The sequence below is a fragment of the Saccharomonospora amisosensis genome (assembly GCF_011761185.1).
Lineage (GTDB): Bacteria > Actinomycetota > Actinomycetes > Mycobacteriales > Pseudonocardiaceae > Saccharomonospora_A > Saccharomonospora_A amisosensis.
The window spans coordinates 146,758-170,215 of the sequence record NZ_JAAOYM010000003.1; the positions used below are offsets into that span (position 1 = coordinate 146,758).

At 69.1% G+C, this 23,458-nt stretch carries 25 protein-coding genes; 12 read left to right on the forward strand and 13 right to left on the reverse strand.

Features of this window, described 5'->3' with window-relative positions; genetic code table 11:
• Positions 1-47: 47 nt before the first annotated feature.
• The 5 genes from FHU38_RS26225 to purD form a co-directional block, all read right to left on the reverse strand.
• The gene (locus FHU38_RS26225; RefSeq protein WP_167177489.1) at positions 48-824 is read right to left on the reverse strand and encodes an ESX secretion-associated protein EspG; all 777 of its coding nucleotides are present in this window, start codon (positions 822-824) and stop codon (positions 48-50) included.
• Complete coding sequence (locus FHU38_RS26230) at positions 821-2,449, reverse strand: magnesium chelatase (protein WP_167177491.1); 1,629 nt, start codon at positions 2,447-2,449, stop codon at positions 821-823. Before FHU38_RS26230 ends, FHU38_RS26225 begins: the two co-directional genes overlap by 4 nt.
• Positions 2,450-2,457: 8 nt before the next feature.
• On the reverse strand, positions 2,458-3,084 hold the full coding sequence (locus FHU38_RS26235) for a DUF3558 domain-containing protein (protein ID WP_313886913.1): 627 nt from the start codon (positions 3,082-3,084) through the stop codon (positions 2,458-2,460).
• Complete coding sequence (locus tag FHU38_RS26240) at positions 3,068-3,493, reverse strand: PE domain-containing protein (protein WP_243852811.1); 426 nt, start codon at positions 3,491-3,493, stop codon at positions 3,068-3,070. The genes FHU38_RS26235 and FHU38_RS26240 overlap by 17 nt, the downstream gene beginning before the upstream one ends.
• A gap of 129 nt (positions 3,494-3,622) precedes the next feature.
• Positions 3,623-4,885 carry a phosphoribosylamine--glycine ligase gene (gene purD / locus FHU38_RS26245; RefSeq protein ID WP_167177495.1) on the reverse strand — a complete coding sequence of 421 codons (1,263 nt, stop codon included), beginning with the start codon at positions 4,883-4,885 and terminating at the stop codon, positions 3,623-3,625.
• Positions 4,886-5,059: 174 nt separating this feature from the next.
• On the opposite strand from purD, the gene FHU38_RS26250 reads away from it, so the two are divergent.
• Entirely contained in the window at positions 5,060-6,145 is a 1,086-nt protein-coding gene (locus tag FHU38_RS26250; protein ID WP_167177727.1) for a glycerophosphodiester phosphodiesterase, read from the forward strand.
• Positions 6,146-6,170: 25 nt separating this feature from the next.
• Here the strand turns inward: FHU38_RS26250 and FHU38_RS26255 are convergent, their stop codons facing one another.
• Positions 6,171-6,572: a MerR family transcriptional regulator gene (locus FHU38_RS26255; RefSeq protein ID WP_167177497.1), complete on the reverse strand. Its 402-nt coding sequence runs from the start codon at positions 6,570-6,572 to the stop codon at positions 6,171-6,173.
• Positions 6,573-6,883: 311 nt separating this feature from the next.
• Here FHU38_RS26255 and FHU38_RS26265 point away from each other — a divergent pair, with 311 nt between their 5' ends.
• Positions 6,884-7,798 (forward strand): LysR family transcriptional regulator, encoded by a 915-nt coding sequence (locus FHU38_RS26265; protein ID WP_167177501.1) that lies wholly within the window; start codon positions 6,884-6,886, stop codon positions 7,796-7,798.
• Here FHU38_RS26265 and FHU38_RS26270 read toward each other — a convergent pair.
• Positions 7,791-9,077 (reverse strand): adenylosuccinate synthase, encoded by a 1,287-nt coding sequence (locus FHU38_RS26270; protein ID WP_167177503.1) that lies wholly within the window; start codon positions 9,075-9,077, stop codon positions 7,791-7,793. The two genes, FHU38_RS26265 and FHU38_RS26270, sit on opposite strands and share 8 nt — an antisense overlap.
• 69 nt (positions 9,078-9,146) lie before the next feature.
• Here FHU38_RS26270 and FHU38_RS26275 point away from each other — a divergent pair, with 69 nt between their 5' ends.
• Positions 9,147-9,800, forward strand: a complete 654-nt coding sequence (locus FHU38_RS26275) for a hypothetical protein (protein WP_167177728.1) — start codon at positions 9,147-9,149, stop codon at positions 9,798-9,800.
• 144 nt (positions 9,801-9,944) lie between these two features.
• Positions 9,945-10,523 (forward strand): HNH endonuclease family protein, encoded by a 579-nt coding sequence (locus tag FHU38_RS26280; protein ID WP_208417098.1) that lies wholly within the window; start codon positions 9,945-9,947, stop codon positions 10,521-10,523.
• A gap of 70 nt (positions 10,524-10,593) precedes the next feature.
• On the opposite strand, the gene FHU38_RS26285 is transcribed toward FHU38_RS26280, so the two are convergent.
• The 3 genes from FHU38_RS26285 to FHU38_RS26295 form a co-directional block, all read right to left on the reverse strand.
• The gene (locus FHU38_RS26285) at positions 10,594-11,004 is read right to left on the reverse strand and encodes a DUF3151 domain-containing protein (protein ID WP_208417062.1); all 411 of its coding nucleotides are present in this window, start codon (positions 11,002-11,004) and stop codon (positions 10,594-10,596) included.
• A gap of 187 nt (positions 11,005-11,191) precedes the next feature.
• Positions 11,192-12,220 (reverse strand): class II fructose-bisphosphate aldolase, encoded by a 1,029-nt coding sequence (fbaA, locus tag FHU38_RS26290; RefSeq protein ID WP_167177507.1) that lies wholly within the window; start codon positions 12,218-12,220, stop codon positions 11,192-11,194.
• Positions 12,221-12,306: 86 nt separating this feature from the next.
• The gene (locus tag FHU38_RS26295) at positions 12,307-13,137 is read right to left on the reverse strand and encodes an LLM class F420-dependent oxidoreductase (protein WP_167177509.1); all 831 of its coding nucleotides are present in this window, start codon (positions 13,135-13,137) and stop codon (positions 12,307-12,309) included.
• Between the two features lie 117 nt (positions 13,138-13,254).
• Here FHU38_RS26295 and FHU38_RS26300 point away from each other — a divergent pair, with 117 nt between their 5' ends.
• The 3 genes from FHU38_RS26300 (at position 13,255) to FHU38_RS26310 (ending at position 17,130) form a co-directional block, all read left to right on the forward strand.
• Positions 13,255-14,148: an SDR family oxidoreductase gene (locus FHU38_RS26300; RefSeq protein ID WP_208417063.1), complete on the forward strand. Its 894-nt coding sequence runs from the start codon at positions 13,255-13,257 to the stop codon at positions 14,146-14,148.
• 108 nt (positions 14,149-14,256) lie between these two features.
• On the forward strand, positions 14,257-15,918 hold the full coding sequence (locus FHU38_RS26305) for a sigma-54-dependent Fis family transcriptional regulator (protein WP_243852812.1): 1,662 nt from the start codon (positions 14,257-14,259) through the stop codon (positions 15,916-15,918).
• A gap of 99 nt (positions 15,919-16,017) precedes the next feature.
• On the forward strand, positions 16,018-17,130 hold the full coding sequence (locus tag FHU38_RS26310) for an NDMA-dependent alcohol dehydrogenase (protein WP_167177513.1): 1,113 nt from the start codon (positions 16,018-16,020) through the stop codon (positions 17,128-17,130).
• A gap of 43 nt (positions 17,131-17,173) precedes the next feature.
• Here the strand turns inward: FHU38_RS26310 and FHU38_RS26315 are convergent, their stop codons facing one another.
• Positions 17,174-17,458, reverse strand: coding sequence for a YciI family protein (locus FHU38_RS26315; RefSeq protein WP_167177516.1), 285 nt, complete (start codon positions 17,456-17,458; stop codon positions 17,174-17,176).
• 170 nt (positions 17,459-17,628) lie between these two features.
• Here FHU38_RS26315 and FHU38_RS26320 point away from each other — a divergent pair, with 170 nt between their 5' ends.
• From FHU38_RS26320 to FHU38_RS26335, 4 genes are all read left to right on the forward strand, one after another.
• Complete coding sequence (locus FHU38_RS26320; protein ID WP_167177518.1) at positions 17,629-18,240, forward strand: RNA polymerase sigma factor; 612 nt, start codon at positions 17,629-17,631, stop codon at positions 18,238-18,240.
• Between the two features lie 64 nt (positions 18,241-18,304).
• The gene (gene nagA, locus FHU38_RS26325) at positions 18,305-19,462 is read left to right on the forward strand and encodes an N-acetylglucosamine-6-phosphate deacetylase (protein WP_390623347.1); all 1,158 of its coding nucleotides are present in this window, start codon (positions 18,305-18,307) and stop codon (positions 19,460-19,462) included.
• 38 nt (positions 19,463-19,500) lie between these two features.
• Positions 19,501-19,827 (forward strand): hypothetical protein, encoded by a 327-nt coding sequence (locus tag FHU38_RS26330; protein ID WP_167177521.1) that lies wholly within the window; start codon positions 19,501-19,503, stop codon positions 19,825-19,827.
• 46 nt (positions 19,828-19,873) lie between these two features.
• Complete coding sequence (locus FHU38_RS26335) at positions 19,874-20,551, forward strand: DedA family protein (protein WP_167177735.1); 678 nt, start codon at positions 19,874-19,876, stop codon at positions 20,549-20,551.
• A 6-nt stretch (positions 20,552-20,557) separates the two neighbouring features.
• Here the strand turns inward: FHU38_RS26335 and FHU38_RS26340 are convergent, their stop codons facing one another.
• On the reverse strand, positions 20,558-21,949 hold the full coding sequence (locus FHU38_RS26340) for an FAD-binding oxidoreductase (protein ID WP_167177523.1): 1,392 nt from the start codon (positions 21,947-21,949) through the stop codon (positions 20,558-20,560).
• Between the two features lie 72 nt (positions 21,950-22,021).
• Positions 22,022-22,507: a DUF6194 family protein gene (locus FHU38_RS26345; protein WP_167177525.1), complete on the reverse strand. Its 486-nt coding sequence runs from the start codon at positions 22,505-22,507 to the stop codon at positions 22,022-22,024.
• A 365-nt stretch (positions 22,508-22,872) separates the two neighbouring features.
• Here FHU38_RS26345 and FHU38_RS26350 point away from each other — a divergent pair, with 365 nt between their 5' ends.
• Entirely contained in the window at positions 22,873-23,412 is a 540-nt protein-coding gene (locus FHU38_RS26350; protein WP_167177527.1) for a MarR family winged helix-turn-helix transcriptional regulator, read from the forward strand.
• Positions 23,413-23,458 lie beyond the last annotated feature (46 nt).

The following is a 23,458-nucleotide window of genomic DNA, read 5'->3' on the forward strand; positions in this document are numbered from 1 at the left end:
CGACGTCCACCCCACCCCGGTGGTTCCTTCATCCCTGGCCGGCATGTTCAGACCTCGTCGAGCAGTTCCCTTACGCGCTCGGCAAGCAACGCGTTGTCCGACGGCGTCACCGTCGCCCAGTCCCTGCCGTCTTCACCGGGCCGAACCTGGAACAGGTACCGCCCGGCGTCGGTGTCGTGGAAGGCGATCACCCTGCCGGCACGCCTGGTGCGGCCGTCCCTGCCAAGCCGTTGCGCACCGAACTGACCTCGGGTGAGGGTGCCCAGCAGCATTCCCGCCAGTTCCTGCGCCTCCCACAGCGCGACACCGCGATCCTCGAGGGCTGTGACCAGTGCCTTCGCATTACCTTTGGCCTCGGCGTCGGCCGCGACCAGCACGTCGTGCGGCACGCTCACCGAACGGCCGACACCGGGCGCCGGCTCACCCGCCACGGACACCGCCGCCTCCGCGAGCGCGCTGTCACTCACCGGAATGAGCCACACCTCGTCGCCGTCGACAACGCCGAGCAGCGCCTCTCGACCCGAGCCCGCCGCCAGTCCTGAGATCTGCCGCTCGACCCACACCCAGACATCGACGCTGACCTTCGGGTTGGCGAGCAGACCGAGCATGTCGACCAGCTCCACCGACGGTTCGCGACCCCGTGCCAACCCGCGCCGCGCGAGCGACTCCCATGCCTGCTCGACCAGCCGCGCGCGTTCGGCGTGGGTGACCCCGGGGCTGGGAACATCGAGCGCCACGTGTCGCCGTGGCAACCGCTGCGCCTGCCACAACACGTCGAACTCCAGGGCCGACAGCACGAGGCTGCCACCCCCCGGTGTGCTCACAGGCGGCCGTCCGCGTCGTCGTCGCCGATCAGGTCGGGAGCCACCATGCGGTCGTCACCGAACAGGTCGCTGTCGTCCACGCCGTACCGCCGCACGTGCGCGTCGTCGGCCTCCCCCTGCGCCGCTCCCGCGCGCTCCAGGAACCCCGTCGTGCGCTCGCCGTGACCGGGGTTGAGCCGCTCGGAGTGGCGCTGCGCCCTGGACTCCTCTTCCGGGAGGTCACCGATGGCCAGCTGGTGCGGCGAACGCGCCGCGCCCGGCGCGCTGCGCCCCACACCACGTCCCCTGCGTTCACCATCCCCGCTCAGCGCCCCCGCCACACCACCGGCGCCGATCGCGGCGGCGCCCGCGCCGATGTCGTTCGCCGACACACCGGGCCGTGGGACCGAGCCCGCCGTCGTGGCGCCACTCAGCCCACCCTGCTGCAGGCCGGGCGGTTGTGGTGCCGCACCGAACGACTTGCCCTTGGGCAGCGGCTCCGGCTGCTGATCACCGGGTGACCCGGCGCCGGGAGCGCCCGGCTTGCCGACGATCCCCGCAGCGGGCGGAACCGCGCCCTGCGCAGCGCCCACGCGCCCTGGCTGCTGTCCGGCACCGGAAATACCCGCGCTGAGCTGTCCGTCCGCGCGTTCGACGGGCACGCTCGCGCCCGAGCCGGGGCCGATCGGAACCCCCGCCCCGCTTCCCGGCGGTGCGCCGCGAAGCTGTTCCGGCTGCTTGCCGGGCGTGGCGCCGACGGGCCCCGGCAAGCCCGAAGGCTGTGCCGAGGCAGCAGCGGGCGGCGCGCTGCTCGGTGCGGTGGTCGCGGGTGAAACCGGCGAGGGGACCGAGGAAGCCCCGCTGCCCTTCGCCGGAGCCGACGCAGGCGGTACTGGTGCTGCCGCCACCGACGGCGGGCACGGCGTTCCCGCGCCCCCGGTGACGGCCGTCGGAGCGGCCGGCTTCGACGGGTACGGCGCGGTGCCGCCCGCTCCGGCCGCGACCGTGACGTCGCCGGGACCACCGCCCGCGTCGATCGAACTGGGCACGCGCGGCGAGGTCTCGACCCGCAACGGCCTCGGCTCGGCCTCCAACCTGCGAACCCCTGCCAAGTTCTCCCCGCTGAGCGCCGCGTAGTCGTTCAACGCCCTGGTCGCCTGTTCCCGCGCCTCCCGCGCCCGCGCGACCTTGACGACGTTGTCGGTCTCGAAGCCGAGCAGGCTGATCATGGAGTCGAGCGTGGTGTAGCCGCCGGAACCTTCTCGCAGGGTCTGTGAATCGGGGAGTTGATGCAGGGTACGGCTGAAGGCATCACCCTGGGCGAAGATCCGCTCGGCGGAGTCGTTGACCTTCTCGACCGCCTGCTCGGAGAACGACGCCTGCGCCGCGACCGCCGAGCCGGCCTCCGCGCCCGCCTGGCTCTGCCACCGCACACCCAACTTGCCGAGCTCGGTTCTGAGGGTGGCTTCGGTCTCGGCGAGCGTGGCCGCGACCGCCTTCAACGCGTCGACGGCGTCGGCGATCCCACTGGTGCTCGCGCCGGAGCGGAACCTGTCGATCTCGTCGGCCAGCATGTTGTCGGTGTAGCCGTCGAAGCGGTGGCTGCTGATCCGGTCGGCCAGCGCGGTGATGTCGAGGTTGTCCATGTCGGTTCCTACCTCCTGCCCTGCAGGGTTTTCACCGCGAGCGTGGCCGCGTGCCGCGCCAGCTCGCACATCCGTGCCTGGCTGAACTCGCCGGGGTCGGTCGGGTAGAACTGCACCCGCAACGTCTGCCCACGCGCCACCCCGACGAGCGTCTCGCAGTCGCTTGCGCTGGAGCCTCTCGCGTAGTGCAGCAGCGCCGGATAGGACTCCACGTCGATCCGCTCATTGACCATGACCTCTTCGGCGCGTGGGCCCTGCGTCCATTCGGTGAGATCGGCTTCGGTGACGAGTTCGACGTAATAGCTGTAGTACGGCGACGACCGGTCCACATCCAGTGAGCACGTCGGGCCCTGTCTGCCTGAGTGTTCCGAATGCGGCGTGCTGTTCACCTTCAGCTCGTCCAACTGTTCCTCGGTGAACAGCGAGCACGGGTCCAGACCGGTCAGCGCCAGCTCGTGGGGACGGTCGAGGGTGGGCCGCGCGGACTCGGCGCTTGCCGCCGGACCCGAGCTCGCGGAGCCGGTACGGGTGGCCGTACAGCTCGAAACCAGCACGGCGACCAATCCGGTGAATGCCAAGGCCGCGGTGACCGGTGGGAGCCGGGCCGGTGCGGCGCTGCTAGCCGTCGAAGCCACGGCGGTCACCGAAGGCGGCGGCCTTCTCTTCCTCGCTGGCCCCGTACTCGGCACTCGCGGCCCGCAACCGCTCGGCCAGGCCGCGCAGTTGCCGCACGTAGGAGCGCACGCGTTGCTCGTACGAGCCCTCGCCACCCGCGATCACCTCGTTCCAGGCCGCGACGGCGTGCGTTGACACGATGTCCTGCGATGGCGAGGGAATCCGCAACGCCTCCAACCGCTGCGCGAGTTCGCGCTGCAACGAAGCCGCCTGCTCTTCGATGACCTTGGCGACCGCGAGGATCTGGTCAGGAGCCACCCTGAGGTCGGCGGCACCGGGCACCGGTGGCACGCTCGCGGCGAGTTGAGTGTCGGCGGCGGAACCGAACATGGTGGTCAACGACCGAGGCAGCTCACCGTCCCGTGACATCTGCACACCCCCTGCTACGTGCGGTAGCCAGCCGGTTTCCGTAAGCAGGCTACCAACCGGAGTGTGGCCGTGGCCTGAACTCGGGACGGAAACCTGGCCACCGATTCCGTTCGCGCGCGCGAAACCGGGCTAACCGGTCGGCACCACGATCTCGCCACGCACGGCGCGCAGCGCGATGTCCGTGCGGTGGTGCGCACCCGGCAGGTGCACCTTGGCGACCCGCTCGTAGGCCTGTTCCCGCGCGGCCGCCAGGTCGTCGCCCGTGCCCACCACCGACAGCACCCTGCCACCGCTGGAGACAACGGCGCCGTCGTCGCGGCGGCGGGTACCCGCGTGCAGCACACCTTCCGCCTCGCTTCCGCTGACGACGTCGCCGGTGCGCGGCCTTCCGGGGTAACCGTCAGCGGCGATCACGACCGTGACGGCGGCGCCGTCGGCCCACTCCAGTGGCGGGTGATCGGCCAGCGACCCCGTGGCCGTCGCGTGCAGCAGCCCCGCGATCGGGGTGCGAAGCAAAGCCAGCACGGCCTGCGTCTCCGGGTCGCCGAAACGGCAGTTGAACTCGATTACCTGTGGGCCTTGCGTCGTCAGTGCCAACCCGGCGTACAGCAGCCCTGAGAACGGGGTGCCTCGCGACGCTAGTTCGTCGACAACGGGCTGCACGACGGCCGACACCACGTCGTCGACCAGTCCGGGCGGCGCCCACGGCAGCGGCGCGTAGGCGCCCATGCCGCCGGTGTTGGGGCCGGTGTCACCGTCGCCGACGCGCTTGAAGTCCTGCGCGGGCAGCAACGGCACCACGGTTCGGCCGTCGACAAGACAGAACAGCGAAGCCTCCGGACCGTCCAGGAAGGACTCCAGCACCACGGGGTGGCCGCCGTCGAGCAGCATCAGCGCGTGCTTGCGGGCACGTTCGACGTCGCCGGTCACCACCACGCCCTTGCCAGCGGCCAGCCCGTCGTCCTTCACCACCCAGGTGGGGCCGAACCGTCCGAGCGCGGCGTCGAGGTGGGCCGGGTTGTCCACAACCTCACTGCGTGCCGTCGGCACCTTGGCCGCCGCCATGATCTCCTTGGCGAGCGACTTGGAACCCTCGATGCGGGCCGCCCGCGCCGACGGCCCGAAGCAAGCGATACCCGCCTTGCGTACGGCGTCGGCCGCGCCCGCGACAAGCGGCACCTCCGGACCGATCACGACGAGGTCGGCCTTCCACCGCACCGCCGCGGCGGCGATGTCGGACACCTCGGTCAGGTCGACACCGACGGCCTCCGCGAGCGCGGCCGTGCCCGCGTTGCCGGGCGCGCAGCCCAGCGCCGTCACCGCCGGGTCGTGGGAGGCGGCCAGTGCCAGGGCGTGCTCACGGGCTCCGGAGCCGATAACCAGGACGCGCACGGCCACAGCGTAAGCGGCGCGGGTCGCCCTTCGTTCACCGGCATGTCTCCTTACTGCCGCCGCCCCGTCGTGCGAAGGTCGCCATCCCCGAGCAAGGTTGCGACGGATCCAGGACGGCACAGGAGAGAAGGCAGAATGACGCTGTTGACACTAAGACGAGTGACCGCCGTCGCCATGGCCGGCTTCGCCGTGCTGAGCATCACCGGCGTAGCGGGCCCTGCGAGTCCGGCCGACGCGGCACCGAAGGAAGCGGGTGCCGAAAGCGGCTTCGTCGTCGTGGGACACCGTGGTGCGTCCGGTTACCGACCGGAACACACGCTCGCCAGCTACGAACTCGCCGCGCGCATGGGCGCGGACTACATCGAGCCCGATCTGGTGACCACGAAGGACGGCGTGCTGGTCGCCAGACACGAACCGGAGATCGGCGGCACCACCGACGTGGCCAGCCACCCGGAGTTCGCCGATCGCAAGACCACCAAGGTGGTGGACGGCGAACCGGTGACCGGGTGGTTCGCCGAGGACTTCACCCTCTCCGAACTCAAGACGCTGCGTGCGCAGGAACGGATTCCGCAACTGCGTCCGAACAACACGATCTACGACGGCCGCTACCAGATTCCGACCCTGCAGGAGGTCATCGACCTGGCGAAGCGGCTGTCGCGGGAACTGCACCGGGAGATCGGCATCTACCCGGAGACCAAGCACCCGACGTACTTCCGGCAGCAGGGGCTCGCGCTCGAACCGGCGCTGGTGCGCGCGCTGCGGCGAAACGGGCTGGACCGGCCCAACGCGAAGGTGTACGTGCAGTCGTTCGAGGTAGGCAACCTCGTCGAGCTGAACCGCACGTTGCGGGTTCCGCTGGTGCAGCTGATCGGCGGTTCAGGAGCGCCCTACGACTTCGTCGCCTCTGGTGACCCAAGGACCTACGACGACCTGGTGACGCCGGAGGGTCTTGCCGAGATCGCCACCTACGCCGACGGCCTCGGCCCCACCAAGGACCGGATCATCCCGCGCGACGAGAACGGCTACCTGACCGAGCCGACGGCGCTGGTGGACGACGCGCACCGGCTTGGCCTTGCCGTGCACCCGTGGACGTTCCGCGCGGAGAACGCGTTCCTGCCCGCCGAGCTGCGTTCCTCCGACGACCCGGCGGCTTGGGGCGACATCCTCGCCGAGTACGAGACCTTCCTCGCCACCGGCATCGACGGGGTGTTCGCGGATCAGCCGGACATCGCGGTGGAGGCGGCGCGGCAGCGGCGCTGACTCAGCACACTCTCGAGGCCGCCGCTCAGTTTCCCTGTCCGGCGGCCTCGAGCATGCGGTCACCGTCGCAGGCGGCCGCGCTGTACCTCTCGATCTTGCGCCGGATCAGCCGCCGGTGCTCCAGCAGCCGGTTGATCTGTTGCTCCACCCGCTGGTCGTGTTCGACGAGGATGGCGAGGCGTTGCCGCACCCCCGCCTGCCCGTCGTGCAACAGATCCACGTACCGCAACATCTGTGCGATCGGCATCTCGGTGTCGCGCAGGCAGCGCAGCAGCCGCAGCAGCCCCAGGTCCTCGTCGGTGAACCGGCGCCGCCCACCCGGCGTACGGTCGATGCCGCGCAGCAGGCCGATCTTCTCGTAGTAGCGGAGGGTGTCGATGCTGAAGCCGGTCTTCTCGGCGACCTCGGCCGGAGAATAGAAGCTCACCGAACCAGAGTCGCACCTGGAGTGCACTCCAGGTCAAGCTCCGTCCTCGCAGCGTGCGACCTCGCGCGACGGTCGGCCGCGCGCGGAGATCACGACCCCGCCCGTACTCACCACCCGAGCCTGGAGCGAGCCGCACGCGCAACGCGTCCATACCGTCTCGCCATCCGGGGTTCGGTGCCGTGACACCACCGCGTACGGGTCCTCGTCGGGCCAGCCGCAGAACGGGCAGGTACTCATGCAAGCCAGCATGGGGGCATCGGGCGTGCAGGTCCAGGTTGGATTTCTGGATTCGATCGTGAAGAATCACCTACATGATTGACCTGCGCAGGCTCACCGTCCTGCGAGCGGTCGACTACTACGGCACGGTCACCGCCGCGGCGAGGGCACTGCACCTGACGCCCTCAGCGGCGTCGCAGCAGATTCGCCAGCTGGGCAGAGAACTCGGTGTCCCGCTGCTTGAGCCGCACGGGCGCAAGGTCAGGCTCACCGGCGGTGCCCGCACCCTGCTCGCACACGCCGATGCCATCGAGGCCAGGTGGCAGCAGGCGGAGACGGAACTGCACGCCACAGCCGGCCAGCCGGCCGGGGTGGTACGGCTGGCCGGGTTCCCCACCGCCATGTGCCGATTCCTCGGTCCGGTCACCGCTGCGCTTCGGGAGCGATACCCGGCGCTGACGGTGCGGTTGCGAGAGGCCGAGACACCGCTGTGCTTCGACCTGCTGTTCAACGGTGAGATCGACATCGCGGTGGTGGAGGCCATCCCTGGCAACCCGCCTGCAGGCGACCAGCGGTTCGACCAGCGCCCGCTGCTGGACGATCCGTTTCACCTGCTGCTGCCCTGCGGTCACCGGCTCGCGGGGCGGCGCTGTGTCGAACTGTCAGAGGTGGCCGCAGAGCCGTGGATCATCGGGCCGCCCGGTGATGCGTGGCGCGTGCACGTGCTCGCCGCCTGCGCGGCTGCCGGTTTCAGCCCCACGATCGCGCACGAGGCGTGCGACTCCAGTCTCGTCGCCTCGCTGGTCGAGCTGGGACTCGGCGTGGCGCTGTTCCCGAACCTGGCACAGCTTCCTCCTGGCGCGGACGTGTGCGGCGTGGGGGTCAGCGGCACGGCGCCGTCGCGCCGGTTCCTCACCTGCACCCGGCGAGGCGCGAGGGCCGCTCCGGCCGTCGCCGCTGTGCTGGAGGCGATCGACGAACTGCTTCGGGCCGACGGTTCGGCTAGATGAACTGGTGGCGCACGATCGCCTGCTCGCGGCCCGGCCCCACGCCGATGGCGGAGATCCGCGCGCCGAGGAGTTCCTCCAGCCGCTCCACGTAGGCACGCGCGTTGGCGGGCAGTTCCTCGAAGGACCGGCACTGGCTGATGTCCTCCCACCAGCCGGGCAGTTCCTCGTAGATCGGCAACGCGTGGTGCACGTCCGTCTGGGTCATCGGCATGTCGTCGGTGCGGAAGCCGTCCACCTCGTACGCCACACACACCGGCACCCGCTCCAGCCCCGAAAGCACGTCGAGCTTGGTGAGGAAGAAGTCGGTGATGCCGTTCACGCGCGCCGCGTAGCGGCCGATGACCGCGTCGAACCAGCCGGTGCGCCGCGAGCGGCCTGTGGTGACGCCGAATTCCCCGCCCGCCTTGCGCAGGTTCTCACCTGCCTCGTCGAGCAACTCCGTAGGGAAGGGACCGGAGCCGACCCTGGTGGTGTAGGCCTTGAGAATGCCGAGCACCGTCGTGATGCGGCCCGGTCCGATGCCCGAGCCGACGCTCGCGCCGCCGGAGGTCGGGTTGGAGGAGGTCACGAACGGGTAGGTGCCGTGGTCGACGTCGAGCAGGGTTCCCTGCGAGCCCTCCAGCAGCACGGTCTGGCCCTGTTCGAGCGCCTTGTTCAGCTCAAGCCGGGTATCGGCGATGCGGTGGGCGAACCGCTCGCCCTGCTCGAGCACCGTGTCGGCGACCTCGCCCGGGTCGAGCGCCTTGCGGTTGTAGACCTTGACCAGCACCTGGTTCTTGAACTCCAGCGCCGCCTCGACCTTCTGCCGCAGGATCTTCTCGTCCAGCAGGTCCTGCACCCGCACGCCAACCCTGGCGACCTTGTCCTGGTAGCACGGGCCGATACCCCGCCCGGTCGTGCCGATCTTCTTCGCGCCCAGGTAGCGCTCGGTGACTTTGTCGATCGCCACGTGGTACGGCATGATCAGGTGCGCGTCCGCCGAGATCAACAGCCCTGCGGTGTCGACGCCGCGCTGCTCAAGTCCCGCCAGTTCGTCGAGCAGTACACCAGGGTCGACCACCACGCCGTTGCCGATCACGTTGGTCACCCCTGGCGTGAGGATTCCGGAAGGGATGAGGTGCAGCGCGAAGTCCTGCCCGTCGGGCAGCACCACCGTGTGTCCCGCGTTGTTGCCGCCCTGGTAGCGGACCACCCACTGAACCCGGTCGCCGAGCAGATCGGTGGCCTTGCCCTTGCCTTCGTCGCCCCACTGGGCGCCGATGAGCACGATCGCCGGCATGTGACACTCCTGGTAATAGACGGCAGGCGCAAGAATTGCCGGTGCATGAGCCTAACCGAGGAGTTTCGCGTGCGTGGACTGGTGCTGGCTTGCGGTGACGCCGCCGACTCGCTGCCACCCGCCGGGCAGGCTCGCATCGAATCGGTTCCCGCCCGCCCCGGCAAGGCCGACGTCGATCCACTGCTCACCCCGGCGCTTGTCGTCGCGGGCACCGACGCCGACCTCGCGGCCGTGGTGCTACGGCTGCTACGCAAGAACCTGGTGGCCGAGACGACGGTCGGCTATGTCCCCACGGACCCCCGCTCGGCTGTCGCCGCGCTGTGGCGGCTGCCGACCGACCCAGGGAAGGCCATGCGGCTCGCGCTGACGGGCCCGGACCGGCCGGTACCGCTGATCAGGGACGACGTAGGCGGCGTGCTGGTCGGGCAGGGCGAACTACCCCGGGTGCGTGGGATCGCGTACTGCGACGACACCGTGGCGTTGCGGGGTGAGGCCCGTTCGGTAGTCGTGCACCCGAGTGACGTAGCCGCCGAAGGCCTCGTCGTCACGGTCACCAGGGGGCGGCTGCGCAGGCGCAGGGACGTCTTCACTTCGCGGGCGTTCCAGCTCGGCTGCGACCCGCTGGTCCCGATGTCCGACGGCGTACCCCACCCTCGGCCGATCGACCGCTGGACCTGGTACCGGCATACGGAGGATCTTCGGCTCGTCCGGCCCCCCAGTTAACCCGAAAGTGTTGATCACGTAACCCTACTCAGCCACAGTCTGGAACCGACCCACCTCACCACGGAAACGGCTGAGAGGTTCGCAGTGCCGAAACCCCGCACTCTCTGGCAAGGACTGACCACGCTGAGTGCCGCCTTCACGCTCATGGCATGCGCCAACGTGACCGCCGTGGCCGACCCTCCTGGAATCCCGGACGAGGCCACGGCACGAGCGCAACTGGCGGAACTGACGGTGGCCCCGGAAGGCTCACCGGACGGCTACGACCGCGACAAGTTCCCGCACTGGAGCGACCAGGGCGACAACTGCAACACCCGCGAGACCGTGCTGGCACGCGACGGCGACAACGTCGAAACCGGCAACGACTGCTATCCCACGTCCGGAACCTGGACCAGCCCCTACGACGGGGACACGTGGTCGGAGCCTTCCGATGTCGACATCGACCACGTCGTGCCGCTCGCCGACGCCTGGCGCACCGGCGCCTCGGAGTGGACCACCGCGAAACGCGAACGCTTCGCCAACGACCTCGAGGGCCCGCAACTGATCGCGGTGACGGACAACGTCAACCAGGAGAAGGGTGACAAGTCGCCCGACGAGTGGAAACCGCCGAGGCAGAGCTACTGGTGCACCTACGCCAGCATGTGGATCAACGTCAAGTACCGCTGGGAACTCACCGTCGACGAGGCCGAGCACGCCGCACTCGCCGACATGCTCGACCGCTGCTGAACGGCGATGCAGCGCTGTGACGAGTCATCCTGCGACGAGTCACGCTGAAACGAGTAGCAGCAAGCCGCTACTACAGCCCGGTCGCCTCGACGGCGGCCGGGTCGGAGTCGGCGAGGAGTTGCCTGCACCTTTCGTACTCGTCGTCCTCGCCGAGGCGACCGGCTGCCTTGGCGAGTGCGGCGAGTGCGCGCAGGAAACCCTGGTTGGGGCGGTGTGACCACGGCACGGGACCGAATCCCTTCCAACCCGCCCTGCGCAACTGGTCGAGCCCACGGTGATAGCCGGTGCGGGCGTAGGCGTAGGCGGCGACCAGTTCCTCCCGCGCGATAGCGCGCTCGGCGAGCGCGGCCCACGCCTCACTGAAGTCGAGATACTCCGCGGCGACCTCGGCCGGGTCGGTGCCGGTGTCCATGGCGGCCTGCGCTTGCGGCCGATCCGGCAGTTTGGTCGCGTCCGGTTCCAACAGGTTGCCGTGCATCATGAGGTCATTCTGCCGTACCGGTCGAAGCGAGCCTTCACAGCAGCAACGTGAGCATAGTGGTGGCACCTGCCAGCACCAGGGCCACGATCAGAACCGCGGCCACCACTCGTCTCGGCATCATGGAAAGCCATCGTAAAAAGGAACGGCTCGTCGCGGGCACACCGCCCGCGACGAACCGCCGTCGCGCCTACAGCTTGTTGCCCGCCGACTTCAGGTTCTGCGCCGCCTCGACAACCCGGGCAGCCATCGAGCCTTCCGCGACCTTGAGGTAGCTGCGCGGGTCGTAGACCTTCTTGTTGCCGACCTCGCCGTCGATCTTCAGCACCCCGTCGTAGTTCTTGAACATGTGATCCGCGATGGGTCGGCTGAACGCGTACTGGGTGTCGGTGTCCACGTTCATCTTCACCACGCCGTAGGAGACCGCCTCGTGGATCTCCTCCAGCAGCGACCCGGACCCGCCGTGGAACACCAGCTCAAACGGCTTCGAGCCCTCAGCAAGCCCCAGCTTCTCCTCGGCCACCCGCTGCCCGCGCCTTAGCACGTCGGGCCGCAGCTTCACCGCGCCCGGCTTGTAGGAGCCGTGCACGTTGCCGAACGTCGCCGCGAGCAGGTACCTGCCCTTCTCACCGGCTCCCAGCGCGTCGACGGTCTTGAGGAAGTCACCCTCCGCGGTGTAGAGCTTCTCGTTGATCTCGTTGGAGACGCCGTCCTCCTCACCGCCGACGACGCCGATCTCAACCTCAAGGATGATCTTCGCGGCGGCGGTGCGCTCCAGCAGGTCGGCCGCTACCTTGAGGTTCTCGTCGAGGTCGATGGCGGAGCCGTCCCACATGTGGGACTGGAACAGCGGGTTCTTGCCCGCGTTGACGCGCTCCTTGGAGATCTCGATCAGCGGGTTCACGAAGCCGTCGAGCTTGTCCTTGGGACAGTGGTCGGTGTGCAACGCGACGTTGATCGGGTACTTGGCCGCGACGACGTGCGCGAACTCGGCCAGCGCGGTCGCACCCGTCACCATGTCCTTCACCTTCTGCCCCGATGCGAACTCGGCGCCACCGGTGGAGAACTGGATGATCCCGTCGCTTTCAGCCTCCGCGAAGCCGCGCAGGGCCGCGTTCAGGGTTTCCGACGAGGTCACGTTGATGGCCGGGTACGCGAACTCGTTCGCCTTGGCCCGGTCCAGCATCTCGGCGTAGATCTCGGGTGTGGCGATGGGCATCGGCTGTCCTCCTCGAGAGCGGGCGCTTTACCCCGCAATCCTACGAGGGTCGCCGCCACGTCGCGGCGCGCCAGTTACGGCGCCGGTCACAGCAGCTCCTTGGCTAGCGCGCGGTAGGTGGGCAACGGGTCGGCGTCGACTGGAAGAGCCTGTACGCAAACGTGGTCGGCACCGGCTCGCAGGTGTTCCCTGACCCCGCGTGCGACAGTCTCGGCGTCGCCGTGCACGGCCAGCGCGTCGATGAGCCGGTCGCTCCCTCCGTCTGCGATGTCCTGCTCGGACCAGCCGAGTCGCTTCAGGTTGTTCACGTAGTTCACCAGCCCGAGGTAGGGCCTGCTGACCACCGGCCGAGCGATGTTCCTCGCGCGCTCCGGATCGGTGTCGAGCACCACCTTCTGCTCAGGAGCCAGCAGCACGCCCTCGCCCACGACCTGCCGTGCCCAGCGAGTGTGGTCCGGAGTGGTCAGGTACGGGTGCGCCCCCGCGGTGCGCTCGGCGGCGAGCCTGAGTGCCTTGGGACCGAGCGCGGCGAGGACCACGTCCGAAGCGGCAACGCCCGCGCGGTCGAGCTCGTCGAGGTAGGCCACCATCTTGTCGTAGGGCTTGCGGTACTCCTTCGTCGCTTCCGGGTGCCCCACGCCGACGCCGAGCACGAACCGGCCGGGGTGCTTGTCGACGATTCGGTGGTAGGAACGCGCCACCGATGCGGCGTCGTCCTTCCACATGTTCACGATCCCGGTAGCCACCGTGATTGTGCTGGTGGCGTCGAGCAGCGTGTCCACGACTTCGAGGTCGGCAGGAGGCGAGCCGCCAACCCAGATCGTGCCGTAGCCGAGCCGCTCGACCTCCACGGCCAGTTCCGGGCTCAGCCCGTTCGCCCACCGCCAGATACCGATCTCACCCAGGTTCGCAGTCATGTCCTCCGCAACAGCCCGATGAGGTGCGGGCATTCCCGACAAGTTCCTACCAAGCAGTAGCCTACCGCGAGTAAGTTACGGTACGGTGCGCTTCGAGACGCACCGATGGAGGCACGAATGGCGTTCCTGGCCGGCAAGAGCGTGAAGAACAAGGTTGTGCTCATCACCGGGGCAGCGAGAGGAATCGGCGCCGGACTGGCCGAGCGGCTGGCCGAGGACGGCGCGAAGGTCGCGCTTGTCGGTCTGGAGGCGGCCGAGCAGGAGAAGGTCGCAGCCCGCATCGGCGAGGCCGCTCGCTGCTGGGAAGCCGACGTCACCGACTGGACCGCACTGGAGCAGGCCACCAAGGGCGTCGTGGAGCACTTCGGCGGCATCGACATCGTCATCGCCAACGCCGGGATAGCCACCACCGGGTTCGTCCGCTCGATCGACCCGGTGGCCTTCGAGAAGGTGATCGAGGTCGACCTCCTCGGCGTGTGGCGGACCTTCCGGGTCACCCTGCCGCACGTCATCGAGCGGAACGGCTACCTGCTCGCCATCTCCTCACTCGCCGCGATCGCGCACGCGCCGGGCATGGCCAACTACTCCGCCGCCAAGGCGGGCGTCGAGGCCTTCTGCAACAGCCTGCGCTCCGAGGTCGCCCACCTCGGAGTGAAGGTCGGCGTCGCACACCCCACCTGGATCAGGACCGACCTGGTGTCCAGCGCCGACGCACACCCGGTGTTCGGCAAGCTCCGCGCGAGCATGGGCGGCCCGATCGGCAAGACCTACCCGCTCGACATCGCGCTCGACTGCCTGCAGGCGGGCATCCGCCGCCGGGCACGCACCATCCACGTGCCGAGATGGGTCGGCGCGCTGAAGCTGATGCGCGCGTTCCTGCCGCCGATCATCGAACTGGGCTCACGTGCCCGTGTGCCCGCTGCCGACAGGGCCGCGCTGGAAGACATAGCCACCAGGGGTGCGCGGGAGGCGGCCGTCACCGGTCACGGCGGCAGGGCGGCGATCAAGTAGCAGGCCACCCGGCCAGCAAGGGCGGTTGACTCGCTCGGCTCGCTGACCGCGCCGAAAGCACCTGGCGACCGGGCGCGACGAAGTCGAACAGTTCCAGGTCGGGGTGTCATGATGGAGGCACCGCTCGACGAGGAGTGCGCCGTGGAGCTACGCCCGGAAATCGCGCAGTCATGGCGGCGGTCGGAGCTCAGCGGCCTCAAGCCGAGCGCTCCGACCGACCGGCTCGAGGTACGCGACATCGACCCCCGCAGCAGGTTGCTGCGTGCGGCCACCCCGGTGCTCGACGACATCGCCAGGCACCTCGGGGACACCAGCCTGTGCCTGGTGCTGGCCGACCGTGACTGCCGCATCGTGGCGAGGCGATTCGGCAGCCGCTCCGTGGAACGCGCACTGGACGACGTCAGCGCGATACCAGGCTGCCGGTACACCGAGGACACCAGCGGCACCAACTCAATCGCGACACCGTTCGAGCTGCGCCGAGGCGTCGCCGTCCACGGCAGCGAGCACTACCTCGAAGGTCTCAAGCGGTTCACCTGCTACGGCCACCCGATCGTGCACCCGGCGACGAAGCGGCTCGAAGGCGTCCTCGACATCACCGGCCTCGCCGAGGACACCAACCCGCTGCTCGCGCCATTCCTCGTGCACGCGGTCGCCGACATCGAACAGCGCCTGTTGGAGGGGTCCAACCAGGCACAGCAGCACCTGCTCGCCGCGTTCCAGGCGGCACAGCACCGCTGCCGCGCGGTGCTCGCGCTCGGCGAGGACGTCGCGCTGGCCAACAGCGCCGCCGTCGACCTCATCGATCCGGCCGATCACGTCCTGCTCAGGGACGTGAGCCGGACGAGGAGAGGGGTGCGGCGACTGCGGTTGACCTCCGGCACCGAAGTCGAGGTGCGGATGGAGGCGGTCTCCGTCAACGCGGGGATGCTGTTCGAGATCGCGCCGGTGCGACCCGCCTACTCGCGGACCACCCGCCGCCGTGAGCATCGCGGCGTGCTGCCCGCGGACGTCGAGGAACGGCTACGCAACGCGGCACACTCCCGCCGCCGAGTGCTGATCTGCGGCGAGCCGGGTTCCGGCCGCACCACCGCGCTGGCCACGCTGGCGGGGGCACACCCGCTGGTAGCGGTGTCGGGTGAGAACGTCCTCACCACAGGGCAGTCACGCTGGTACGCGGAGCTGGAGAAGCTGGCCCGCACCCACACCGGGCTGGTCGCGATCGAGGGCGCACACCTGCTCGGGCCCGTGCTGGCCGCCAAGGTCGCCCGCCTGCTCGACGAGTCGCGCGCCTGGCTGGCACTGACCACGGGCCCGCTGTCCGAGCTGAGCGGTGAGCAGGCCGCGCTCGCGGCGAGGGTGCATCGCAGGGTCGAACTGCCCGCGCTTCGGCACCGCCGGGCCGATATCCCGATGCTGGCCAGGACGGTGCTCGCTGCGCAGGTCCCACAAGACCCGCCTCGGCTAACCGCTGGCGCCCTCGAATTGCTGGCGGCCCAACCGTGGCCGGGAAACCTGCGGGAGTTGGCGACGGTGCTCGCCGAGACCGCCCGCCGCCGCACCCGCGGTGACATCACCGCACGTGACCTCGCCCCGAGCTGCCCCGTCAGCGCTGCCGCCCCAGCGCTCAGCGGCTGGGAACAGGCCGAGCACGACGCCATCACCGCCGCGCTGGCGGCCGCACGAGGCAACAAGGTGCACGCCGCCAAGCACCTCGGTATCAGCCGCTCGACGCTTTACAACCGGATGCGGGCGCTGCGGATCACCAGCTAGCCAAGCCGAGGTGTGCAGGATTTGCACACCCACGGCAAGCCGAGCGGGCGCAGACTTGTGAGCAAGGCAACGTAGCAATGACGCACGCGAGGAGGCCTCATGAAGACCAAGGCTGCGGTCCTGTTCGACGCGGGCAAACCGTTCGAGATCATGGAGTTGGACCTGGACGGACCCAAGGCGGGCGAGGTGCTGATCAAGTACGCGGCCGCAGGTCTTTGCCACTCCGATCTGCACCTCATCGACGGTGACCTCGTACCGCGCTACCCGATAGTCGGCGGCCACGAAGGCGCCGGGATCATCGAGGAGGTCGGTGAGGGCGTCACCAAGGTGAAGCCGGGCGACCACGTGGTGTGCAGCTTCATTCCCAACTGCGGCCACTGCCGCTACTGCGCCACCGGCCGTTCGAGTCTGTGCGACATGGGCGCCACGATCCTCGATGGGCACATGCCCGACGGCACCTTCCGCTTCCACTCCGGCGACACCGACTTCGGCGGCATGTGCATGCTCGGCACCTTCTCCGAGCGCGCGACCATCTCGGAGCACTCGGTGGTCAAGGTGGACGACTGGCTGCCGCTGGAGACGGCTGTGCTGGTGGGCTGTGGTGTGCCGACCGGGTGGGCCAGCGCCAACTACGCCGGTGGTGTCCGCGCGGGTGACACGACCGTCATCTACGGCATCGGCGGCATCGGCATCAACGCCGTGCAGGGGGCCGCGCACGCGGGCGCCAAGAACGTCGTCGTGGTCGACCCGGTGGAGTTCAAGCGGGAGACCGCGCTGAAGTTCGGCGCGACCCATGCCTTCGCCACCGCGCAGGAGGCGGCCGAGAAGGTCGCCGAGCTCACCTGGGGCCAACTGGCGGACCAGGCCCTCGTCACGGTGGGAGTCGTGGACGAGCAGGTGATCACCGACGCCTTCAACGTGCTCGGCAAGGGCGGCACGATGGTAGTCACCGGACTCGCCCACCCGGAGAAACTCACCGTGCACGTTTCCGGCGGCGTGCTGACGCTGTTCGAGAAGACCATCAAGGGCACGCTGTTCGGGTCGGCTAACCCGCAGTACGACATCCTCAAGATCCTGCGGCTCTACGACGCCGGCCAGTTGAAGCTCGACGAGCTTGTCACCACCAAGTACAACCTCGAGCAGGTCAACGAGGGTTACCAGGACCTGCGCGACGGCAAGAACATCCGCGGCGTGATCACCTACGCCGACTGAGGTGAGCCCGGGGTCGTGAGTGTGCGGCGGGACCGCGAACCGCTCACGACCCCTTCGGCACCCAGGAACCGAGGACCGGTTTGAACTCGCGGACCGTGCGCTCCGCGATCGCGCCCTCGATGTGGTAAGGGTCGGCGTCGATGAGCCGCTGCAACTCCTGCCTGTCGGCGGCCTCGTACAGCGTGAGTCCGCCGGTGTCGTCCTGCAACGGGCCCGCGACCAGCACCTTGCCCTGCTCGGCGAGCGAGGCGAGATACTCGCGGTGCCGAGGTCGCACCGGCCCGAACTTGTCCTGCACGTACCGGATCTCCACCACGAACCAGGCCACTGGGTCCTCCCGACGTCGACGGCCGTACACCGTTCCCGGAACCGTATCGCCCGGTCCGGTGTTGAACCGAACATGCTGGGTCACGCCGAGTGGAACCGATACGCTTGGCGCGCGTGAGTCCACGGGCGAGAGGGACTCGAAAGACGCCGTCGAGGGATGGGCAGGTTCCGATGCATGGCAGTGCCGAGCCCATGCGCCACCGAAACACCACTCGAAGCGCGCAAAGCAGCGTCGAGCAGACGCTGAGCCACCTGCGCACGCTGGACGCGCCCGCGCCGAAGGCGCAGCCGTCCGGCCCGCTGACGCTGGAAGACCTGTACCGCCAGCACCGGATGCGGCTCGTGCGGCTGGCGATCCTGCTGGTGGACGAGCCTGCGACAGCGGAGGACGTGGTACAGGAGGCCTTCACCGGGCTGCACCGCAACTGGAGCAAGCTCCGGGACGCCGCCGCCGCGGTCGCCTATCTGCGGACAGCGGTGGTCAACGGGTCACGCAGCGTGCTGCGCCGCCGCAAGACCGCCCGGGAATACGTCCCCCCGCACGCGGTCAACGCCCGTTCGGCGGAGAGTCTCGCCATGCTGTCCACCGAGCATCAGGCCGTGGTCAACGCGCTGTCCAAGCTGCCGCCGAGGCAAAGGGAAGTGCTTGTACTACGCTACTACGGTGGGTTGTCGGAGGCGGAGATCTCCGAGGCCGCGGGGATATCCAAGGGCACCGTGAAGTCCACGGCCAGCCGCGCGCTGGAGGCGTTGCAGAGAGCCATGCACGACGGCCGCGGCTGAGCGACCGGGATCTCGGCACCTCTTCGACTGCCCACATTCTGGTCTGGACCAATAGGATGTGGTCGTGAACGGTGCTGACGAGTTCGTGCTGACGAGCGGGCGCGTGGCCTGCCCGGACGGTGTGCGCGACGCCGCATGGGTGTCGGTGTCCGGAGCGCGGATCACCGGCATCGGCACCTCCGCCCCGCCCGAAGGCGACCACGTGGATCTCGGCGGCGCGCTCGTCGTTCCCGGCTTCATCGACATGCACTGTCACGGCGGCGGGGGCGGGTCCTTCTCCAGCGGCGACAACGAGGAGGTGGCCACGGCGATCGCCGCCCACCGCAGACACGGCACAACCACCATGTTGGCGAGCCTTGTCTCCGACCCCATCCCGGCGCTGGCCGACCAACTGGCCGTGCTCGCCGAGTTCGTCACCACCGGCGAGCTGGCGGGCGTCCACCTGGAAGGACCGTTCATCGCCAGCGCACGCTGCGGCGCGCACGACCCCGCGATGCTGCGCGAGCCCGACACCAGCGCCGTCGACGCGCTGCTGGAGGCAGGGCGAGGCCACATCAGGATGGTCACGTTGGCGCCCGAGCTGACCGGTGGGATCAAGGCCGTGCGGCAGCTCACCGAGTCGGGCGTGGTGGCCGCGATCGGACACACCGACGCGGTCGAGGAACAGATCCGGCCCGCGATCGACGCGGGCGCCACCGTGGCCACCCACCTGTTCAACGGGATGCGGCCACTGCATCACCGCGACCCCGGGCCGATCGGCGCGCTGCTTGACGACGAACGGGTCACCGTCGAACTCATCTGCGACCTGGTTCACGTCCATCCAACGGTGCTGCGGCTGGCCGCCCGCCACGTCGGTACGGCACGGACGGTGCTGGTGACCGACGCGATCTCGGCCACCGACGCCGCCGACGGCACCTACCGGCTGGGCAGGCTGGCCGTAGAGGTCAGCGACGGTGTCGCGACGCTGGCGGGCAACGGCACGCTCGCCGGTAGCACGCTCACCATGGACCTCGCGTTCCGCAACTTCGTCCTCGGCGCCGGCATGAGCGTCGAGGAAGCCGTCAGAGCCACCTCCGGCCACGTGGCCGAGCTGCTCGGTATCGCCGACCGGACTGGCGCGCTGCGCCCGGGGCTGTACGCCGACCTCGTGGTCCTCGACGACGAGCTGCGGCCGCGTGGGGTGCTGCGGCGTGGCGAATGGGTGCTTCGGGAGGGCTTCTGAGTTATGCCCGCACCACGTGCTGGCTAGGCTTGACGGCGATGAGTGACGACCCGGAGCGCCTCCTCGCCGAGGCACTGCGCGCGCAGGCCAGGAACGCGCCGCCGCAGGCTGCCGAGCCGAGACACAGCCCGCCGCCGGTGGTCGAGACCCCCGGCGGCTACGGCCTGCTGTCCGGCGCAGGCGAAGGTTCACTCGAACGAGAACGAGCAGCGCTCGACGAGGCCGTTCAGGCGGAGTCTGCACCGGCAGCCTCACCCGAACCGGGCCAGGCAAACCGGCCGCTGGATACCAGATGGGTACTGCTGCTCGCTGCCGCGCTCGGCCTCGCGGCCGGGACCGTGATCGGGCTTCTCACCCTGTTGTGAGCGGGCTCAAAGCGGCGCCGAGCGGACCTGTATTTTGTGCAGGGTGATGCTTTCGCAGACACCAGCACAGATGTCGCTCATGCCGGAATGGCTCGATCCACAACATTTGCTTTCCGGACTCACCCCGACGGTCATCGCGCTGCTGTGCCTGATCCTGTTCGCCGAAAGCAGTGTATTCCCCGTGTTGCCCGGCGATTCGCTGCTGTTCACGGCGGGCCTGTTCATCGCGAACGGAAGCATCGAAGCCCCGCTGTGGCTGGTGTGCGTGCTCGCCACGAGCGCCGCCATCCTCGGCAACGCGATCGGTTACGGCATCGGCTGGAAGGTCGGCCCCAAGCTGTTCAACCGGCCCGACTCCCGCTTCTTCAAGCAGGAGTACGTCGACAAGACCCACGCCTTCCTCGAGCGGCACGGTTCCAAGGCGATCGTGCTCGCGCGCTTCGTGCCGTTCGTGCGCACGTTCATCACCTGGATCGCGGGCATCGGCAGGATGAGCCGCAAGAAGTACTTCACCTACACGGTGATCGGCGGAATCCTGTGGGCAGCCGGGCTCATCGTGCTGGGCTCGCTGCTCGGCAACATCCCGTTCATCAGGGACAATGTGGACGCCATCTTCATCCTCATCGTGCTGGTCTCGGTAGTGCCCATCGTGCTGGAGTACCTCAAGGGCCGCAGGGGCAAGAAGTCAGCGGCCGCTTCGGCGGGCACCGACCCGGAAGGATGATCCGGCCTACGTCGGCGAGAACATCGAGCCGGGGTTGAACAGGTTCCCCGGGTCCAGCGCCTGCTTGATCCTGCGGTGCACGTCCAACCCGACCGGGCCGATCTCGCGGGCGAGCCAGTCCTGCTTGAACCTGCCGATGCCGTGTTCACCGGTCACCGTGCCGCCGAGCGAGAGGCCGAGTTCGAGGATCGCGTCGAAGCCACGCCGCGCCCGCTCGGCCTCACCCGCCGCGGTGGCGTCGTAGACCACGGTGGGGTGCATGTTGCCGTCACCGGCGTGGCCGCAGACAGCGATGGTCAGTCCCACCTCGGCGCTGATGCGCTCGCAGCCCTCGATCAGTTCAGCGATGCGCGTGCGCGGCACGCAGACGTCATCGGTCATGCAGGCGCCACGCTGCTCAAGTGCGTAGTGGACCACCCTGCGCGCCTTCATCAGCAGGTTGCCCTCGGCCACGTCGTCGGTGGAGTGGACGAGCTCAGCGCCGGCATCGGCACACACCTGCTCGATCGCGGCGAGTTCCCGCTTGGCGAGGGCGCCACCGGCGTCGGACTGGCACAGCAGCAACGCCCCGGAGTCGGAGCCGGTACCCAACTCGGTGCCGAGATAGGCCTCCACCGCCTTTACCGTGGTGGCGTCCATGATTTCCAGCAGCGACGGTACGAGCCCCTCGCGCACGATCCCGCTCACGGCGGCGCCCGCGGCACCCGCCGAGGCGAACGCCGCCACCAGCGTGGCAGGCGCCTGCGGCAGCGGACGCAGCGCGACCGTGGCCTGCGTGATCACGCCGAGGGTTCCCTCGCTGCCGACGAACAGCTTGGTGAGGTCGTAGCCGGCGACGCCCTTGACTGTGCGTCGCCCGGTTCGCAACAGCGAGCCGTCGGCGAGCACCACCTCCAGCCCCAGCACGGAATCCGTGGTCACGCCGTACTTCACGCAGCACAGCCCGCCCGCGTTGGTCGCGAGGTTGCCACCGATCGTGCACCAGTCGTAGCTGGATGGGTCGGGCGGGTAGAACAGACCGTGTTTGGCCGCCGCTTCGCGTAGGTCGAGGTTCACCACACCGGGCTGCACCACGGCGAGGCGGTTGTCCGGGTCGATCTCGACGATGCGATCCAGTTTGGTGGTGACCAGCACGACGCAACCGTCCACCGCGTTGGCGCCACCGCAGATCCCGCTTCCCGCGCCCCGCGGGACGACCGGCACCGCCGCCTCGGCACACGCCCGCACGGTCTCCCGCACGCCGTCCACGTCGGTGGGGAACACCACCGCCAGCGGGGTTCCAGAGGGTGCCAGCGGCATCTGGTCGCGCGAGTAACCCGCGGTCACGTCGGCGTCGGTGAGCACGGCTTCAGCACCGAGCACGGAACACAGCTCGGCCACCAGGCTGTCGTTGGTCATCCGTCAACGCTAGGCCGCGCACCATGCGAAGCGACAGGGTCGGCACTCGGTCGGCCGCGTGCCCGCACGCGGTCAGCCTTCCTGCGACGGCTCGCCTGCCCGCCTGGCGCGGCGATTGGCGTGCTTGCGTGCCGCGAACTCGTACGACTGGGCCAGCAACGGTCGGACCACCGCGTCGAACATGCGCGCACTCGGCGAAACCACGCACACCCAGTACTGCGACGCGTAGTGGGGGTGCGGCAGCAGTTGATCACGGGTGGCGTAGTCGAACCCGGTCCGCAGTACGCCCCGCTCGCCACGCGCGGTGGGCGCGGCACCGAACCTGGCGAGGTACGCGGCCTTCGGCAGTCCGATGTTCAACCGGTAGCACCCCGTCTCTTCCAGTGCGGAGACCTCGTCGTAGTGATCGCCGGTCACGATCGTGGCGAACGGCAGCCATCCCTGCTCCGGCAGGTCGCCGTCCGGGTCGTAGGTGAAGAAGGTGTCACCGGAGCTTTCCACCGATGTGACCCCTTCGAAGTTCGTTTCGATGTAGCGCTTCAACTCGGCAGCGTCCACGTCGGTAACCCGCCCTCTGACTCCGGACCGTCTGACATCTCCAGGCTCTCATTGAGATTCCCGGTGAGGCTTCTTGTGGATCTCCCTAGGTAATCGCGGGCTACCGTCTCGGAAATCCTCAAACGGTGGTCGAATTCCCGCAGCGCGGACACGAGTGCAGAACTCGCGGGCAGGAGCGGGGGACTCGCGGGCAGGAGCGGGGGACTCGCGGGCAGGAGCGGGGGACTCGCGGGCGTGTCCTCGCCCACATCGGGCGAGGGCGAGTTGCCGACGAGAGGAGGGTGAGAGCATTCTTGTATCAGGCAACTAGTTGCATGTGTCAAACAAGCCGGTCAAACCCGGCATTACTCACGAAAGACCCTCCCATGGCATCCACCGAGCACGCCGAGCCGCGCGTACCCGAACCCACGGAAGCCGAGCTGGCCATCGCCGACGAACTCGGCAGGCAGATGGTGCGGTTCATGCGGCTGTCGGTGCGCGCCAAGTCGCAGGTGGCCAAGCACGGACCGGACGGGATCGAGCGGGCGGCCTACGCGATCCTGTTCCGGCTCGTGCACGAGGGCCCGCAGCGCACGAGCCATCTCGCCGAGGCTCTGCATTCGGACATCTCCACCATCAGCAGGCAGAGCAGCTCGCTGGTGCAGCACGGCCTGGTGGAGCGGCAGGCCGACCCGGAGGACGGGCGCGCTTCGTTGCTCGCTCCCACCGAGGAGGGGATGCGGGTCTTCGAGGAGAACCGGCGTCACCGCAACCGGTGGCTGGCCAGGGTGCTCTCGGACTGGCCGGAGGAGGACCGCATCAAGCTCAACGTCTTGTTCGACCGGCTCAACACCGGGATCGAGGAGTGCGACCCACTCAGTGCCGACTCGTCGGCGAACTGCACGACCAAGGGGGACGACAAGTGACATCCACAGGGGACAGAACGATCGCGGTGGGCGCGGGCGCGGAGGA